This is a genomic window from Pseudomonas sp. L5B5 (assembly GCF_020520285.1).
Lineage (GTDB): Bacteria > Pseudomonadota > Gammaproteobacteria > Pseudomonadales > Pseudomonadaceae > Aquipseudomonas.
Genome location: NZ_CP084742.1, coordinates 3383363 through 3398599 on the forward strand (window position 1 = coordinate 3383363; position 15237 = coordinate 3398599).

The window sequence follows — 15237 nt, forward strand, 5'->3', positions numbered from 1 at the left end:
CCCATGATTCCCCTTCATCAAGGAGCTTCACCATGTCCACGGCAAAAACCGCACTGATCATCGGCGCCTCTCGGGGCCTGGGCCTCGGCCTGGTCCAGCGCCTGCTGGAAGACGACTGGCAGGTCACCGCCACCGTGCGTAACCCGCACAAGGCCGAGGCGCTGCAAGCCCTGGGCAAGGTGCAAATCGAGCAACTGGACATGGACGACCAGCACGCCGTGCTCGCCCTGAGCCAGAAACTCAAGGGCCAGGTCTTCGACCTGCTGTTCGTCAATGCCGGGGTCAAGGGCCCGGACAACCAGATGCCGGGGCACGCCACCCAGGCAGAAGTCGGCCAGCTGTTCTTCACCAATGCCGTGGCGCCGATCAACCTGGCCCAGCGCTTTGTCGGGCAGATCCGCAAGGACAGCGGCGTGCTGGCGTTCATGAGCTCGGTGCTGGGCAGCGTGACCATGCCGGACGCTCCCGAGCTGGCGCTGTACAAGGCCAGCAAGGCGGCGCTGAACTCCATGACCAACAGTTTCGTGAGCCAGCTCGAGCAGCCGCTGACCGTGCTCTCGCTGCATCCGGGCTGGGTGAAGACCGACATGGGCGGCGAAGGCGCCGACCTCGACGTGCTGACCAGCACCCAGGGGCTGATCGCCCAGGTCAAGGCCTATGCCGGCAAGGGCGGCCATCACTTCATCGACTACCAGGGGCGGGCCATCCCCTGGTAAGCCCGGGGCCAGTCTCGGTGGCCGCTGTCGCAAGCAGCGGCCACCTTCGCCAAAGGCTCTGGAATCGGGCACTGAACAAGCATTTTGTCGCCCGACAAAACTTTCGCTAGACTGCGCAACTCGCCCATCGCGGCGACCCTGGATCAGCAGACAGGGCATCACTGAGCTGGCTAACCTGAACCCACTTTCAGAGGAGCCGGCCACCATGCCTGCGACCCGTACCTGGTTAAAAAATCCCCTGGCCATCTTCACCGGCAATGCCCTCGACGCCCGCGGCGGCCTGGTGCTGCAAGACGGCCTGATCATTGAAGTGCTGGGCCTCGGCCAGCAACCTGCGAGCCCTTGCCAGCAGGTCTTCGATGCCCGCGAGCACGTGCTGCTGCCGGGCCTGATCAACACTCACCATCACTTCTACCAGACCCTGACCCGCGCCTGGGCGCCGGTGGTCAACCAGCCGCTGTTCCCCTGGCTCAAGACCCTGTATCCGGTCTGGGCCCGGCTGACTCCGGAAAAACTCGCCCTGGCGACCAAGGTGGCGCTGGCCGAGCTGCTGCTTTCCGGTTGCACCACTGCCGCTGACCATCACTATCTGTTCCCCGACGGCCTGGAAAACGCTATCGACGTGCAAGTCGAAGCCGTACGTGAACTGGGCATGCGCGCCATGCTCACCCGCGGCTCCATGAGCCTTGGCGAGAAGGACGGCGGCCTGCCACCGCAGCAGACGGTGCAGGAGGGCCAGGTGATTCTCGACGACAGCCAGCGCCTGATTCACCAGTACCACGAGCGTGGCGACGGCGCGCAGATCCAGATCGCGCTGGCGCCGTGTTCGCCGTTTTCGGTGACCCCGCAAATCATGTCGGCCAGCGCCGAACTGGCCAACGAACTCGATGTGCGCCTGCACACTCACCTGGCCGAGACGCTCGATGAAGAAGACTTCTGCCTGCAGCGTTTCGGCCTGCGCACCGTGGATTATCTGGACAGCGTCGGCTGGCTCGGCCCGCGCACGTGGCTGGCCCACGGCATCCACTTCAATCCGGATGAAATCGCCCGCCTCGGCCAGGCCGGCACCGGCATCTGCCATTGTCCGAGTTCGAACATGCGACTGGCATCCGGCATCTGCCCCAGCATCGAGCTGACCGATGCGGGTGCGCTGTTCGGCCTGGGCGTGGATGGCTCGGCGTCCAATGACGCCTCGAACATGATCCTCGAAGCGCGTCAGGCGCTGTACATTCAGCGTCTGCGCTACGGCGCCGCAAAGATCACCCCGGAGCGGGTACTGGGCTGGGCGACCCGGGGTTCGGCGAGCCTGCTGGGCCGCACCGACATCGGCGAACTGGCAGTGGGCAAGCAGGCGGACCTGGCGTTGTTCAAGCTCGATGAGCTGCGCTTCTCGGGTAGCCATGATCCGGTATCAGCGCTGCTGCTGTGCGGTGCGGACCGAGCGGATCGGGTCATGATTGGCGGCAAGTGGCGGGTGATCGATGGCCAGGTCGAAGGGCTGGACCTGAGACACCTGATCGCCGATCACAGCCAGGCGGCCCGGCAACTGATCGCCGGCAGCTGATCCTTGTCTCCAGCGGCGAGGTATCCGATCCCTCGCCCTTGGAGCGCAATCAGCTTGAGGAAACATGGTAATTTTGCGCCCCCAAACGAGCAGTCATAGGGATATTACGTGAGACAAAAGCACGGACTGGCGCTCTGCGTCGCTCTGCTGATTTCAGGCTGTGGAAAACAGGAGGTTGCCGGCCCCGCCAGCAAAGTGCTGTCGCCTGACAAAGTTGCAGAAATAGCTTCGACCATCAGCCGCAAATACCCGGACCTCTCCCCGCAAACTCGCGATGCGGTGCTGAACACGGTCGTGCGCTCGATGGACAACATGGTGTTGATTGAAGGTGGCGAATTCCAGATGGGCGATTTCGGTTGGCCCCGCGGCTTCGACCCACAGGCCTTGTGCCAATGGCCCTGCGGCGTGGACCCGGCAAACATGGAGCGGATCAGCCTCGACGTCGATGACGACTTCGTTCACCCCGTCAAGTTGAGCAGCTATTACCTGTCCTCACTGCAAACCACCCTGGGCGATTTCGACCTGTTCTTCCTGGCGCAAGGCAAACCGCCATTCGACGCGGCACTGCGCAAGCGCGCCGACATGAAGCACCTCTACCAGGAAAACCTGCCCGCCCCGGCATCTCGAGACTGGCAGGAAGCCAAGGATTACTGCGGCTGGCTGGCGGACCTCAGCGGTTATCCCGTGGATCTTCCCACCGAAGCCCAGTGGGAATATGCGGCACGCAACCGGGGCCAACCGGTGATGTTTGCCACCGACAACGGCAACCTGGACTACGGCCGCAACTTTCCGGCACCTGACGACAACAAGGCCTTCGCCGTGGACCGATTCGTTCCCAATCCTCTTGGCCTCTACAACCTCACCGGCAATGCCAGCGAATGGGTCAACGATTGGTACGACAAACACTACTACCGCGAATCTCCCGTGGAGAATCCGCAAGGGCCTGAAACCGGCATTTATCGGGCACAACGTGGTGCCAACAACGAGTTCGCCAACGACCCGACCTTTTCGCCTTCGGCCAGTACCGTGCGCCGTTGGCGTTGGGGGGCACTCGCGGCCTGGAATGCCCCCGGGGTCAGCTTTCGCTGCGCCATCCAGTCGGCGCGAGCGCTTTAAAGACCAAGCAGCGACAGCATGATGAAGGTCGCGAACAGGACGAAGTGGGTCATGCCCTCGATGGCGTTGGTTTCACCGTCGTTGAGGTTGATCGCACTGACGATCAAGGTGATGAACACCATCACCGTCTGCACCGGCGTCATGGCCATCTGGAACGGCTGACCGGTGTACAAGGCCATGGCCTCCATCACCGGCACCGTGAGGATCACCGTCGACAGGGAGGCACCCAGGGCCACGTTGACCACCGACTGCATGCGGTTGGCCAGGGCGGCACGCAGGGCGGTCAGGATCTCCGGCGCGGCGGAAATCGCCGCCACCAGGATCGCCGTGATCACTGGTGGTGCGCCGGTACCTTCCAGGCCCAGATCGAGGGCCTTGGACATCACCTCGGCCAGGGCACCGATCACCACCACCCCGAACACCAGGATGCCGATGCTCCAGGCCAGATTGACGGCATCGGGCTGTTCCCGGGTTTCTTTATTGCGGCGTTTTTCCGGGTAGCTGTAGCTGAAGAAATAGCTGTGGGGCCCGACCTGCATCCGCAGGAACAACGTATAGAGCACCACCATCGCGCCAATGGTGAAGGCCGAGTAGACCTTCCAGTCAGCCTCGGGGATGAACTCCGGCACCACCATCGACACGCCCATGGCCGTGAGGATCATCACGCTGTAGGTGCGTGCCGAGTCGTCGTTGTAGGGCTGCTCGCCGTGCTTGATGCCGCCCATCAGCGCGGCCAGGCCAAGAATGCCGTTGATGTCCAGCATCACCGCCGAATAAATGGTGTCGCGCACCAGCGTCGGCGAGGCTTCGTTGCTCATCATGATCGCCAGGATCACCACTTCCACCAGCACCGCGGCCAGGGTCAGGATCATGGTGCCGTAGGGGTCGCCGACCTTTTCCGCCAACAGTTCGGCGTGATGGGCAACACGCATCGACGCCACCACGATAAAACCGATCAGTACCAGCCCTGCGACCAGGGCAATGCCCTGGCCACTGCCCAGCAGCAGGTGTTCCAGCGGATAGGCGGCCACAGCGGCCAGTAGCGCAAGCAGCAGAAGCTTTTCTTGCTTGATGGAAGTGAGCATTGCAGTCCCTTGACGGAAATAAAAACGGACATAGGAGATGAGCGGAAGCCTGTCGCGAGTCACTAATGTTTCGTTACATATTGCCCGCCAAAGGTTCCACCAGGCAGCATCGGTGTCTTTCCCCCGGTCAGGTTTTGCCGGACATTCGCCGCGCCCACTGTAGAATGGCGGCTTTTTCGCACCTGCCGGGAACCGCGAGCCGATGACCAGGCCCCATAGAAGGGCACCGTCCGGGCTTCCACGTTTCCACGCGCATCCGCACCTGATGAGACAACACCATGTATGACTGGCTGAACGCCTTGCCCAAGGCCGAATTGCACCTGCACCTGGAAGGCTCCCTGGAGCCGGAGCTGCTGTTCGCCCTGGCCGAACGCAACAAGATCGCCCTGCCCTGGGGCGACGTCGAGACCCTGCGCAAGGCCTACGCCTTCAACAATCTGCAAGAGTTCCTCGACCTCTATTACCAGGGTGCCGACGTGCTGCGCACCTCCCAGGATTTCTACGACCTGACCTGGGCCTACCTGCTGCGCTGCAAGGCGCAGAACGTGATCCACACCGAGCCCTTCTTCGACCCGCAGACCCACACCGACCGTGGCGTGCCTTTCGAAGTGGTGCTCAACGGCATTGCCGGTGCCCTGAAGGATGGCGAGCAGCAACTGGGCATCACCAGCGGCCTGATCCTCAGCTTCCTGCGTCACCTGAGCGAAGAAGAAGCGCAGAAGACCCTCGACCAGGCCCTGCCGTTTCGCGAAGCCTTCGTCGCCGTGGGCCTGGACAGCTCGGAAATGGGCCACCCGCCGAGCAAGTTCCAGCGAGTGTTCGACCGCGCGCGTAGCGAAGGCTTCCTGACCGTTGCCCACGCTGGCGAAGAAGGCCCGCCCGAGTACATCTGGGAAGCCCTGGACCTGCTGAAGATCCAGCGCATCGACCACGGCGTGCGTGCCTTCGAGGACGAGCGGCTGATGCAGCGGATCATCGACGAGCAGATCCCGCTGACCGTATGCCCGCTGTCCAACACCAAGCTGTGCGTGTTCGACCACATGTCCCAGCACAACATCCTCGAGATGCTGGAGCGCGGGGTGAAGGTGACGGTCAACTCCGATGACCCGGCTTACTTCGGCGGCTACGTCACCGAGAACTTCCATGCCCTGCACACTGACCTCGGCATGACCCAGGACCAGGCCCGGCGCCTGGCCCAGAACAGCCTGGACGCACGCCTGGTCAAGCCCTAGGCCTGCCTCCTGTAGCCTCTGCCACAGGCTGCGACAAGGTTCGAAGAACCTTTCCGGGCGCCCTCTTGCAAGGGTGCCCGGGCTACAGGCTCTAGCAGACCGTTGAAAAACGTAGGCGAGGCCGTCAGCGCAAGGCAAGAACAGGCGAAAAAGCGCAGTCTACGAGTGGTAAATGAGCATTTTGAGCTTGTTTCTAACGCAGCGATGGCAACGCAGGTAGTCTTTCAACGGCCTGCTAGCCCTCGCTCAACTCCTCCAGGGTCCTGCCCCGGGTCTCCATCCCGAACAGCCAGACCACTCCCGCCGCAATCACAAAGCATGCCGCCCCCAGGGCGAACACCCCGCCCTGCCCGGTCACCGGAAACACCAGCCCGGTCACCAGCGGCCCCAGCAGCGAACCGATGCGCCCCACCGCCGAAGCGAACCCCGAGCCCGTGGCCCGGGCCGAGGTCGGATACAGCTCCGGGGTATAGGTGTAGAGCACCGCCCACATGCCGAACAGGAAGAACTGCATCAGCAGCCCGGTGCCGACCAGCAGGCTGACGTTGCCGCCAAACACCGCGCTCTGTCCGTAGAAGAAGGCCATGATCCCGCCACCGAGCAAGGTGACGATGCACACCGGCTTGCGTCCCCAGCGCTCCACCAGCCAGGCCGCCATGAGGAACCCGGGAATCCCGCCCAGGGAGATCAGCACCGTGTAGTACACCGACTGGGTCACGGCAAAACCGGACTGCTGGAGCAAGGCGCTGAGCCAGGACGTCAGCCCGTAGAAACCCAGCAGGGCGAAGAACCACAGGCTCCAGATCATCAGCGTGCGCTGGCGGTAGAGCGGCGACCAGATCTGCTTCAGTGCAGAGAAAAAGTGCCCCGGCGCACTGTCGATGCGCGGCAGGCGCACCGGCTCCGGCAACTGCGTGGTGCCCAGGGAGGCGCGCACCTTGTCCTCGATGTCGCACAGCACCCGATCCGCATCGGCGTGGCGCCCGGCCTGTTCCAGCCAGCGCGGCGACTCGGGGATGAAGAAGCGGATCACCAGCACGAACACCGCCGGGATCGCCAGCACCAGGAAGATGTCGCGCCAGCCGATCAGCGGCAGGAGGACATACGACAGCACTCCGGCGGCGACGAAACCCAGGGGCCAGAAGCCATCCATCAAGGCGATGTAGCGCCCACGACGCTGGGCCGGAATCATCTCCGAGAGCATCGACTGGGCGATGGGAAACTCCATGCCCATGCCGATCCCCAGCAGCACCCGGAACAGGGTCAGGCTGTCCACGCTCTGGGCGGTGGAACACAGGTAGCTGGCCACGCCCCAGAGCACGATGCTCCACTGGAATACCGGTTTGCGCCCGAAACGGTCGGCGAGCAGGCCCGACAGCGAAGCACCCAGCACCATGCCGAAGAAGCTGGAACTGGCCAGCAGGCCCGCCTGGGCCGAGCTCAGGCCGAACTCGGCTTTGATCGAGCCGAGGAGGAAAGTCATCATCGCCAGGTCCATGGAGTCAAAGAAAAACGCCAGGGCGATGATGATGAAGATCACGCGGTGATAGCCGCTGATGGGTAGCCGTTCCAGGCGCTCTGCGGCGCTGTATCCCTGTATGCCCATGTCCCGTTCCCCCCGGTTGAATGCTTGACCGTTGGAGTGTGCGGAATCGGGGCTGGGGCTGATTGCCCAGGGCGACCTGTTCGCGTCCGCCAGCGACGCCCGGACCTGGAACGTTGAGTGCCAGGCCGCTCCTAGAGCGGGCGCCGGGCGCTGATCTCGGCGCAGCGGTTCTGGAGCAGGTCCCGCAACAGCTTCACGGGTTTGCTCAGGTGCGCCCGGTGGGTGCACAGCAGGTTCAGCGACGCCCGCTCGCAAGTCAGCTCCGGCAGTAACACCTGCAAGCGCCCCTCCAGCACATCGGCGGCCACGTCCAGCCAGGACTTGTAGACAATCCCTATCCCGGCCACGGCCCAGCGCCGCACCACATCGGCATCGTCGCTCAGGCGGTCGCCGCTGACGCTGAGGCTCACTTCGCGCTTGCCGTCATGAAAGCTCCAGAGGTCGTGGGCCCGGCTGTCGAGCATGTACAGCAGGCAGTTGTGCTGGGCCAGTTGCTCCAGCTGGCGCGGCTCGCCGTGGCGGGCCAGGTAGCTGGGGGCGGCGCACAGCACCCGGCGGTTGTCCGGAGCCACCGGCAGGGCCACCAGGCTGGAGTCTTCCGGCTCGCCGTAGCGCAGGGCAATGTCCACCGGCTGGCGAAACAGGTCGGCAATTCGGTCCCCCAACAGCAGGCGCACGCTGAGCTTGGGATGCTCGCGCTGAAATTCATCGAGCCAGGGCAGCAGCAGGTTGCGGCCAAAATCCGAAGGTGCGGACAGCTGCAACACGCCGCTGACCTGATCCTGTCCGCTGGCCAGCAGGCGCCGGCCTTCATCCAGGTTGCTCAAGGCGGCACGGGCATATTCGAGAAACCCCTCGCCCTCGGCGGTCAGGCGCAGGCTGCGGGTGGAACGGGCCAGCAGGCGCGCGCCCAAGTGTTCCTCGATGCGCTTGAGGGCGGCGCTGGCCACCGCCGGTGACAGGTCCATGACCCGTGCCGCCGCCGACAGGCTGCCCAGGTCTGCGGCACGCACGAACAACTGCAGGTCATCGAATCGAAGCATGGAGCGCACCTGGATTATCAAGAAAATATTGAAAGAGCCTGCTCTTTTAGCGGGTTTTATCTTCAGGAGAAATAGCCAATCATCCCCTCCATCGGCCAACCCCTGAGGAAATTCCCATGTCCCAAGCCTTCACCGCGATTGCCACCCTGATCGCCAAGCCCGGCCAGCAAGCCGTCCTCGAGCGCGAGCTCAGCGCCCTGGTCCCGCCCAGCCGCGAGGAAAGCGGCTGCCAGTACTACGAGCTGCACCAGGACGCCGAGCAGCCGGGCACCTTCTACGTGCTGGAGCGCTGGGACGATGAAGCAGCCCTGGAGTTTCACAACAACACCGCGCACTTCCAGCACTTCATCGCCCAGACCCGCGAGGCGATCGAGCACTTCGAGCTCAAGCGCCTGCAATTGATCGTCTGAGCCTTTTTCACCTACTCATCAGGAACTCTCCACATGAAAGCCATCGCCTATTACGCCTCCCTGCCCATCGACGACGCCAAGTCCCTGCAAGACATCGAACTGCCCGAGCCGGTGGCCGGCCCCCGCGACCTGCTGGTGGAGGTCAAGGCCATCTCGGTCAACCCGGTGGACACCAAGGTGCGCCAGAACGTCCAGCCCGAAGGCGGCGCAGCCAAGGTGCTGGGCTGGGACGTGGCCGGGGTGGTCAAGGCCGTGGGCAGCGACGTCAGCCTGTTCAAGGTCGGTGACCGGGTGTTCTACGCCGGCTCCATCGCCCGGGCCGGCGGCAACAGCGAGCTGCACACCGTGGATGAACGGATCGTCGGCCACATGCCCAAGAGCCTGGATTTCGCCGCGGCCGCAGCCTTGCCGCTGACCGCGATCACCGCCTGGGAGTTGCTGTTCGAACGCCTGCAGGTCAACCAGGAGCCGTCTGACAAGGGCCAGAGCCTGCTGATCGTTGGCGCTGCCGGCGGGGTCGGCTCGATCCTCACCCAGCTGGCTCGCCAGCTCACGGGCCTCAAGGTGATCGGCACTGCATCGCGCGAACAGACCCAGGCCTGGGTCCGCGAACTGGGCGCCCATGCGGTGGTGGACCACAGCCAGCCGCTGAGCGCCGAACTCAAGCGCATCGGCATCGACTCGGTGACCCATGTCGCCAGCCTGACCCAGACCGATGCCCACCTCGACCAACTGGTGGAAGCCCTGGCGCCCCAGGGCAAGCTGGCGCTGATCGACGACCCGAAAAGCCTCGACGTGACCCAGCTCAAGCGCAAGAGCCTGTCGTTGCACTGGGAGTTCATGTACACCCGTTCGCTGTTCGAAACCGCCGACATGCAGGAACAGCACGTGCTGCTCAACCGGGTCGCCGAACTGATTGACGCCGGCACCCTAAAGACCACGGTCGGCGAGCACTTCGGCCAGATCAACGCGGCCAACCTGCGCCGTGCCCACGCTCTGCTGGAGAGCGGCAAGGCTCGCGGCAAGATCGTCCTCGAAGGTTTCTGACACCGTCACGAGCAGCAGCCGGCACCGGTAAAAGGTGCTGGCTGCCGTCAGTCCGAGAGTTGATTTCGGTCATATTCGTGACCGTATTCAGGTCTACACTTGGGGTCCCTTGCAGTGCAGTCTTTTACCGTTAGGAGGTCAGCAATGAAGATCCTGATAAAAGAATTGGCAACCCCCCAAGGCTCCCAGTGGCAGGTTCGCCTGGACCAGCACGCGGTGACGTTCCGCAGCGAGGCCGAGGCCCGGATGTTCACCCAGACCCTGCAGACCCGACTGCTGGCTCCTCATGCGATTCCCCTGCCCCAGCAACGCGCCGCCGGCTGAATCAGAGTTCGACGGCCTTCAGCGCCCGGGCGTTCTGCAAACGCCGGGTCATGACCGCCATGCTGACCGCCAGCACGCCGCACAGGCAAATGACCATGGCCATTGGCATGGCGCTGCCGTCGTGCAACACCCCCACCAGGTAGGCCGCGCCCGCGGCGACACTGAACTGCAGGCACCCCAGCAGCGCCGAGGCGCTGCCGGCCCGCGCGCCCTGGCCATTCATGGCACAGGCCGCAGCGTTGGGAATGATGCAGCCCAGGCTGGCGATGCAGACGAACAGCGGCACCAGCAGCGGCCACAGTGCCGTGGTATGCACGGCGCTGATACCCAGCAGGGCCAGGCCCGCCGCCAGGTAGATCCATACCGTGCGCGCCAGCAGGAAAGCCGGCCCGCGCTTGGCCAGCAGCCGTGCATTGATCTGCGCCACCAGGATGAAACCACCGGCGTTGATCCCGAAGAACCAGCCGAAATGCTCCGCCGGTACGCCATAGAGCTTGATGAAGACAAAGGGTGAGCCGGCGATATAGGAAAACATCCCGGCAATCGCGATGCCGCCGGTCAGGGCATGCCCCAGGTACACCCGGTCCTTGATCAGCAGGCCGTACTGGTGCAGTGCCCCGGACAACGGCAGGCGTGGTCGTTCGACCGGCATGCTTTCCGGCAGGCCCAGGGCCACCGCCAGCCCGGACAGGGCACTGAATACCGTGAGCATGATGAAGATCGATTGCCAGCCATGGAGATTGACCAGCAGGCCGCCGAGCATCGGTGCCAGGATCGGCGCCAGCCCCATCACCAGCATCAGCTGCGAAAACACCTTGGCCGAGCCCACGGCGTCGCATTTGTCACTGACCACCGCGCGGGATATCACCATTCCGGCACAGCCGCCCAGGGCCTGGACGAACCGCGCACCGATCAGCCACTCCAGGCTTGGCGCATAGGCACAAGCCAGGGACGCCAGGGTGAACAACCCGACACCGGCCAGCAGCGGTGGTCGCCGGCCAAAGCGGTCGGCCAGTGGCCCATAGGCCAGCTGCCCGATGGACAGCCCCAGGAAATAGGCGGCCAGGGTCAACTGGATATGTTTTTCATCGGTGGCGAAAGCCTGGGCCATCGCCGGGAAGGCTGGCAGGTAGAAATCGATGGCCAGGGGGCCGAATGCGCTCAGGGCGCCGAGAATCAAGATAATGCGTAGGTTCATGGCATCCAAACGAGCATCGGGTCAGCGGCCCGATAGTTTATCCGTGCTTGGACGCCTTGAACATTCCGATAGGTCGCTAACGATCAGATCGTTCAGGCGACCTGCACCCCATAGCCCTCTTCGCTGATCAAGCTGATGACCTCATCGGTGGACAGCCGGCTCTCCACCCCGACTTCCTTCGCCGCCAGGTCCACCCGCACGGTGGCCGCCGGGTCCTTGTTCTGCAAGGCCTGGGTGATGGCTCGCACACAGTGGCCGCAGGACATGCCTTGAACGTTGAATACTTGCATTGCGCTTCTCCAGTGTTGAGGTTGAGCAGAGTCTTGGCCTTGCCACCATGGCAAGGTCAAGTTCCAGCGCAACCTGCCGGGCTGGAAATCGGCGCCGCGCTCGGCCAAGCTTCACTCCTTATGTCATCAAAGCGGGAGATTCAGCCATGCGCTGGTCAACTTTCAGCCTCATCGGCCTGCTGGGCCTCACCGCGGCAGCGCCATCGGCCCTGGCTGCCGGCGAGGATTACGGGGTACTGATCATTTCAAGGGAACGGCTGGAAGTGGCCACCACCTGTGAAATCGGCCTGTACATCCAGGACCAGCTGGCCGGCCGGCTGTTCCAGGAACAGACCACCTCCTTCAACCTGCCGGCCGGCAAGGTGGCGCTGAGCCTGAAACTGCTGCCGGGCCAGGCACCGGGTTGCAGCGCCGGCATGCTGGCGCCGAGCACCCAGGAGGTGAGCCTCAAGGCCGGCGACGTGCTGAAGTTCCGCATCGCCACCAGCCCTTCGGGCATGTACCTCAAGCCCACCGCCCTGGGATACTGACGGACGGCCTGGCGCCCCTTGGCGCCGGGCCTGTCCGTTGTTCATCCCTGGGACAAAATGAAGCACCCCTGCAATGCCCCTTGACCTTGCCTGCATGGCAAGGTTGATCCTGTAGGCAACATTTACAGGGAGCGTCGCCATGCCTGAATCAACCACTTTCGACCTGCCGATTGCCGGCATGACCTGCGCCAGCTGCGCCGGACGCGTGGAACGCGCCCTGGGCAAGGTGGCCGGCATTCGCACCGTCAGCGTCAACCTGGCCACGGAACAGGCTCGGGTCGAAGCACCGGGAGACAGCCTGCCGGCCCTGCTGGAGGCCGTGGAGAACGCCGGCTACAGCGTGCCGGTGCAATCGGTCGAGCTGAGCATCGGCGGCATGACCTGCGCCACCTGCGCCGGGCGTGTCGAACGGGCCCTGAACAAACTTCCTGGAGTGCGCAGTGCCAGCGTCAACCTGGCCACCGAGCGCGCTCACGTCGAGCTGCTGGGCCAGGTCGAGCCGACCCTGCTGATCAACGCCGTGACCCAGGCCGGCTACACCGCCAGCCTGTGGCAAGCCGAGCAAAAGCACGGCGACGAGCAACAGCAGAACCTGCGCCGCGAGCGCTGGAGCCTGGTGCTGGCCATTCTCCTGGCCCTGCCCCTGGTGCTACCGATGCTGGTGCAGCCGTTCGGCCTGCACTGGATGCTCCCGGCCTGGGCCCAGTTCGCCCTCGCCACCCCGGTGCAGTTCATCTTCGGCGCCCGCTTCTACGTGGCGGCGTGGAAGGCCGTACGCGCCGGCAGCGGCAACATGGACCTGCTGGTGGCCCTGGGTACCAGCGCCGGCTACGGCCTGAGCCTGTACGAGTGGGGCGCCGCCGCCGCTGGCAGCATGCCGCACCTGTACTTCGAAGCCTCGGCGGTGGTGATCGCCCTGGTGCTGCTGGGCAAGTACCTGGAAAGCCGCGCCAAGCGCCAGACCGCCAGCGCCATCCGTGCCCTGGAAGCCCTGCGTCCGGAACGGGCAATCCAGGTCATCGACGGCCGCGAACAGGAAGTGGCCATCAGCGCCTTGCGCTTGGGCGACCTGGTGCTGGTCAAGCCCGGCGAGCGCTTTCCGGTGGATGGCGAAGTCATCGACGGCCAGAGCCACGCCGATGAAGCGCTGATCAGCGGTGAAAGCCTGCCAGTGCCCAAGCAGCCCGGCGACAAGGTCACCGGCGGGGCCATCAACGGCGAAGGCCGCCTGCTGGTACGCACCCAGGCCCTGGGAGCGGAAACCGTGCTCGCACGGATCATTCGCCTGGTGGAAGACGCCCAGGCCGGCAAGGCACCGATCCAGAAACTGGTGGATAAAGTCAGCCAGGTGTTCGTGCCCGCCGTCCTGGTGCTGGCGCTGATCACCCTGGTGGGCTGGTGGCTGTACGGCGCCCCCCTGGAAACCGCGGTGATCAACGCCGTGGCAGTGCTGGTGATCGCCTGCCCTTGTGCCCTCGGCCTGGCCACGCCCACCGCGATCATGGCCGGCACCGGCGTGGCAGCCCGCCACGGCATCCTGATCAAGGACGCCGAAGCCCTGGAGCGTGCCCACGAAGTCAGTTCGGTGGTGTTCGACAAGACCGGCACCCTGACTTCCGGCACTCCGCGCATCGCCCACATGCAGGCGGTGGAAGGCGACGAGAACACGGTGCTGCAACTGGCCGGCGCCCTGCAGCGCGGCAGTGAGCACCCCCTGGCCAAGGCGGTGCTGGACCTGTGCCAGGAACGCCAATTGCCAGTGGCCGACGTCAGCGCCAGCCAGTCCCTCACCGGGCGTGGCATCGCCGGCACCCTGGAGGGTCGCCAACTGGCCCTGGGCAACCGGCGCCTGCTGGAAGAAAGCGGCCTCAACCCCGGCAACCTGGCCCAGGCGGCCAAGGACTGGGAACACGAAGGCCGGACCCTGTCCTGGCTGATCGAGCAGAACCCGCAATCCCGGGTGCTGGGCCTGTTCGCCTTTGGCGACACACTCAAGCCCGGCGCGCTGCAGGCGGTGCAGCAACTCAACGCACGGCATATCAGCAGCCACCTGCTGACCGGTGACAACCGCGGCAGCGCCAAGGTGGTGGCCGACGCCCTGGGCATCAACGACGTGCACGCCGAAGTGCTGCCCGCGGACAAGGCGGCCACGGTGGCCGAGCTGAAGAAGACCGGCGTGGTGGCCATGGTCGGCGACGGCATCAACGACGCCCCGGCCCTGGCAGCGGCAGACATCGGCATCGCCATGGGCGGTGGCACCGACGTGGCCATGCACGCGGCCGGCATCACCCTGATGCGTGGCGATCCACGGTTGATCCCGGCGGCCCTGGAAATCAGCCGCAAGACCTACGCGAAGATCCGCCAGAACCTGTTCTGGGCCTTCGTCTACAACCTGATCGGCATCCCGCTGGCGGCGTTCGGCCTGCTCAACCCGGTGCTCGCCGGGGCAGCCATGGCCCTGTCCAGCGTCAGCGTGGTCAGCAATGCGCTACTGTTGAAAACCTGGAAACCCAAAGACCTGGAGAACGCCGAATGAACATCGGCCAAGCAGCCCGCAAGAGCGGCCTGAGCGCGAAGATGATCCGTTACTACGAGTCCATCGGCCTGCTCAAGCCCGCCCACCGCAGTGACAGCGGCTATCGCCTGTATGGCGACGACGACCTGCACAGCCTGGCCTTCATCAAGCGCTCCCGGGACCTGGGGTTTTCCCTGGAGGAAGTGGGCAAGCTGCTGACCCTGTGGCAGGACCGGCAGCGGGCCAGCGCCGACGTGAAGGCCCTGGCGCGCCAGCATATCGATGAGCTGAACCAGAAGATCCGCGAGTTGGCGGGGCTGCGCGATACCCTGCAGGACCTGGTGGAGCACTGCCAGGGCGACCATCGTCCGGACTGCCCGATTCTCAAGGAACTGGCCTCGGGCAGTTGCTGCGCGTCCTGAGTGTTTGCAAGAAGCGATTTCTGTGGCCGCTGCCGAGCCCTGGCGAGGCTGCGAAAAGGCTCGCAGGGCCTTGCTTGGCGATCCCTTGCAAAACCTCAGCGCCCTGAAGATCCCTACGTCCCTTCGGGCCGTGCGCAGC

The 15237-nt window shown here is 64.5% G+C and carries 15 protein-coding genes; 10 read left to right on the top strand and 5 right to left on the bottom strand.

Annotated elements, in window-relative coordinates; translation table 11 throughout:
- Nucleotides 1-32 precede the first annotated feature (32 nt).
- The 3 genes from LGQ10_RS15520 (at nt 33) to LGQ10_RS15530 (ending at nt 3396) form a co-directional block, all read left to right on the top strand.
- Entirely contained in the window at nt 33-716 is a 684-nt protein-coding gene (locus LGQ10_RS15520; protein WP_226526052.1) for an SDR family oxidoreductase, read from the top strand.
- Nucleotides 717-921: 205 nt separating this feature from the next.
- The gene (locus LGQ10_RS15525; RefSeq protein WP_058435760.1) at nt 922-2280 is read left to right on the top strand and encodes an 8-oxoguanine deaminase; all 1359 of its coding nucleotides are present in this window, start codon (nt 922-924) and stop codon (nt 2278-2280) included.
- A 312-nt stretch (nt 2281-2592) separates the two neighbouring features.
- Nucleotides 2593-3396: a formylglycine-generating enzyme family protein gene (locus tag LGQ10_RS15530; protein WP_226526053.1), complete on the top strand. Its 804-nt coding sequence runs from the start codon at nt 2593-2595 to the stop codon at nt 3394-3396.
- Here the strand turns inward: LGQ10_RS15530 and LGQ10_RS15535 are convergent.
- Nucleotides 3393-4481, bottom strand: coding sequence for a calcium:proton antiporter (locus LGQ10_RS15535; RefSeq protein WP_058435758.1), 1089 nt, complete (start codon nt 4479-4481; stop codon nt 3393-3395). The genes LGQ10_RS15530 and LGQ10_RS15535 overlap by 4 nt on opposite strands.
- A 278-nt stretch (nt 4482-4759) precedes the next feature.
- On the opposite strand from LGQ10_RS15535, the gene LGQ10_RS15540 reads away from it, so the two are divergent.
- The gene (locus LGQ10_RS15540) at nt 4760-5713 is read left to right on the top strand and encodes an adenosine deaminase (protein ID WP_058435757.1); all 954 of its coding nucleotides are present in this window, start codon (nt 4760-4762) and stop codon (nt 5711-5713) included.
- Nucleotides 5714-5948: 235 nt separating this feature from the next.
- Here LGQ10_RS15540 and LGQ10_RS15545 read toward each other — a convergent pair whose 3' ends face one another.
- Together LGQ10_RS15545 and LGQ10_RS15550 are read right to left on the bottom strand one after the other, a co-directional pair.
- Entirely contained in the window at nt 5949-7319 is a 1371-nt protein-coding gene (locus tag LGQ10_RS15545; RefSeq protein WP_226526054.1) for an MFS transporter, read from the bottom strand.
- A 131-nt stretch (nt 7320-7450) separates the two neighbouring features.
- Nucleotides 7451-8362 carry a LysR family transcriptional regulator gene (locus tag LGQ10_RS15550; protein WP_058437468.1) on the bottom strand — a complete coding sequence of 304 codons (912 nt, stop codon included), beginning with the start codon at nt 8360-8362 and terminating at the stop codon, nt 7451-7453.
- Between the two features lie 116 nt (nt 8363-8478).
- Between LGQ10_RS15550 and LGQ10_RS15555 the strand changes: the two genes are divergently transcribed.
- The 3 genes from LGQ10_RS15555 to LGQ10_RS15565 all read left to right on the top strand — a co-directional run bounded on the left by LGQ10_RS15555 (nt 8479) and on the right by LGQ10_RS15565 (nt 10143).
- Complete coding sequence (locus tag LGQ10_RS15555; protein WP_058437467.1) at nt 8479-8772, top strand: putative quinol monooxygenase; 294 nt, start codon at nt 8479-8481, stop codon at nt 8770-8772.
- A gap of 33 nt (nt 8773-8805) precedes the next feature.
- Entirely contained in the window at nt 8806-9819 is a 1014-nt protein-coding gene (locus LGQ10_RS15560; protein ID WP_226526055.1) for a zinc-binding alcohol dehydrogenase family protein, read from the top strand.
- A gap of 144 nt (nt 9820-9963) precedes the next feature.
- Entirely contained in the window at nt 9964-10143 is a 180-nt protein-coding gene (locus LGQ10_RS15565) for a hypothetical protein (RefSeq protein WP_058438179.1), read from the top strand.
- 1 nt (nt 10144) lies between these two features.
- Here LGQ10_RS15565 and LGQ10_RS15570 read toward each other — a convergent pair whose 3' ends face one another.
- Nucleotides 10145-11341: a Bcr/CflA family multidrug efflux MFS transporter gene (locus LGQ10_RS15570; protein ID WP_226526056.1), complete on the bottom strand. Its 1197-nt coding sequence runs from the start codon at nt 11339-11341 to the stop codon at nt 10145-10147.
- Nucleotides 11342-11433: 92 nt separating this feature from the next.
- Nucleotides 11434-11631 (bottom strand): heavy-metal-associated domain-containing protein, encoded by a 198-nt coding sequence (locus LGQ10_RS15575; RefSeq protein WP_058438181.1) that lies wholly within the window; start codon nt 11629-11631, stop codon nt 11434-11436.
- A gap of 146 nt (nt 11632-11777) precedes the next feature.
- On the opposite strand from LGQ10_RS15575, the gene LGQ10_RS15580 reads away from it, so the two are divergent.
- The 3 genes from LGQ10_RS15580 (at nt 11778) to cueR (ending at nt 15098) form a co-directional block, all read left to right on the top strand.
- Nucleotides 11778-12161 (top strand): hypothetical protein, encoded by a 384-nt coding sequence (locus LGQ10_RS15580; RefSeq protein ID WP_058438184.1) that lies wholly within the window; start codon nt 11778-11780, stop codon nt 12159-12161.
- 139 nt (nt 12162-12300) lie between these two features.
- A complete protein-coding gene (locus LGQ10_RS15585; protein ID WP_226526057.1) occupies nt 12301-14697 on the top strand; it encodes a heavy metal translocating P-type ATPase in 2397 nt (798 codons plus the stop codon).
- On the top strand, nt 14694-15098 hold the full coding sequence (gene cueR, locus LGQ10_RS15590) for a Cu(I)-responsive transcriptional regulator (RefSeq protein WP_058438517.1): 405 nt from the start codon (nt 14694-14696) through the stop codon (nt 15096-15098). The genes LGQ10_RS15585 and cueR overlap by 4 nt, the downstream gene beginning before the upstream one ends.
- Nucleotides 15099-15237: the final 139 nt, after the last annotated feature.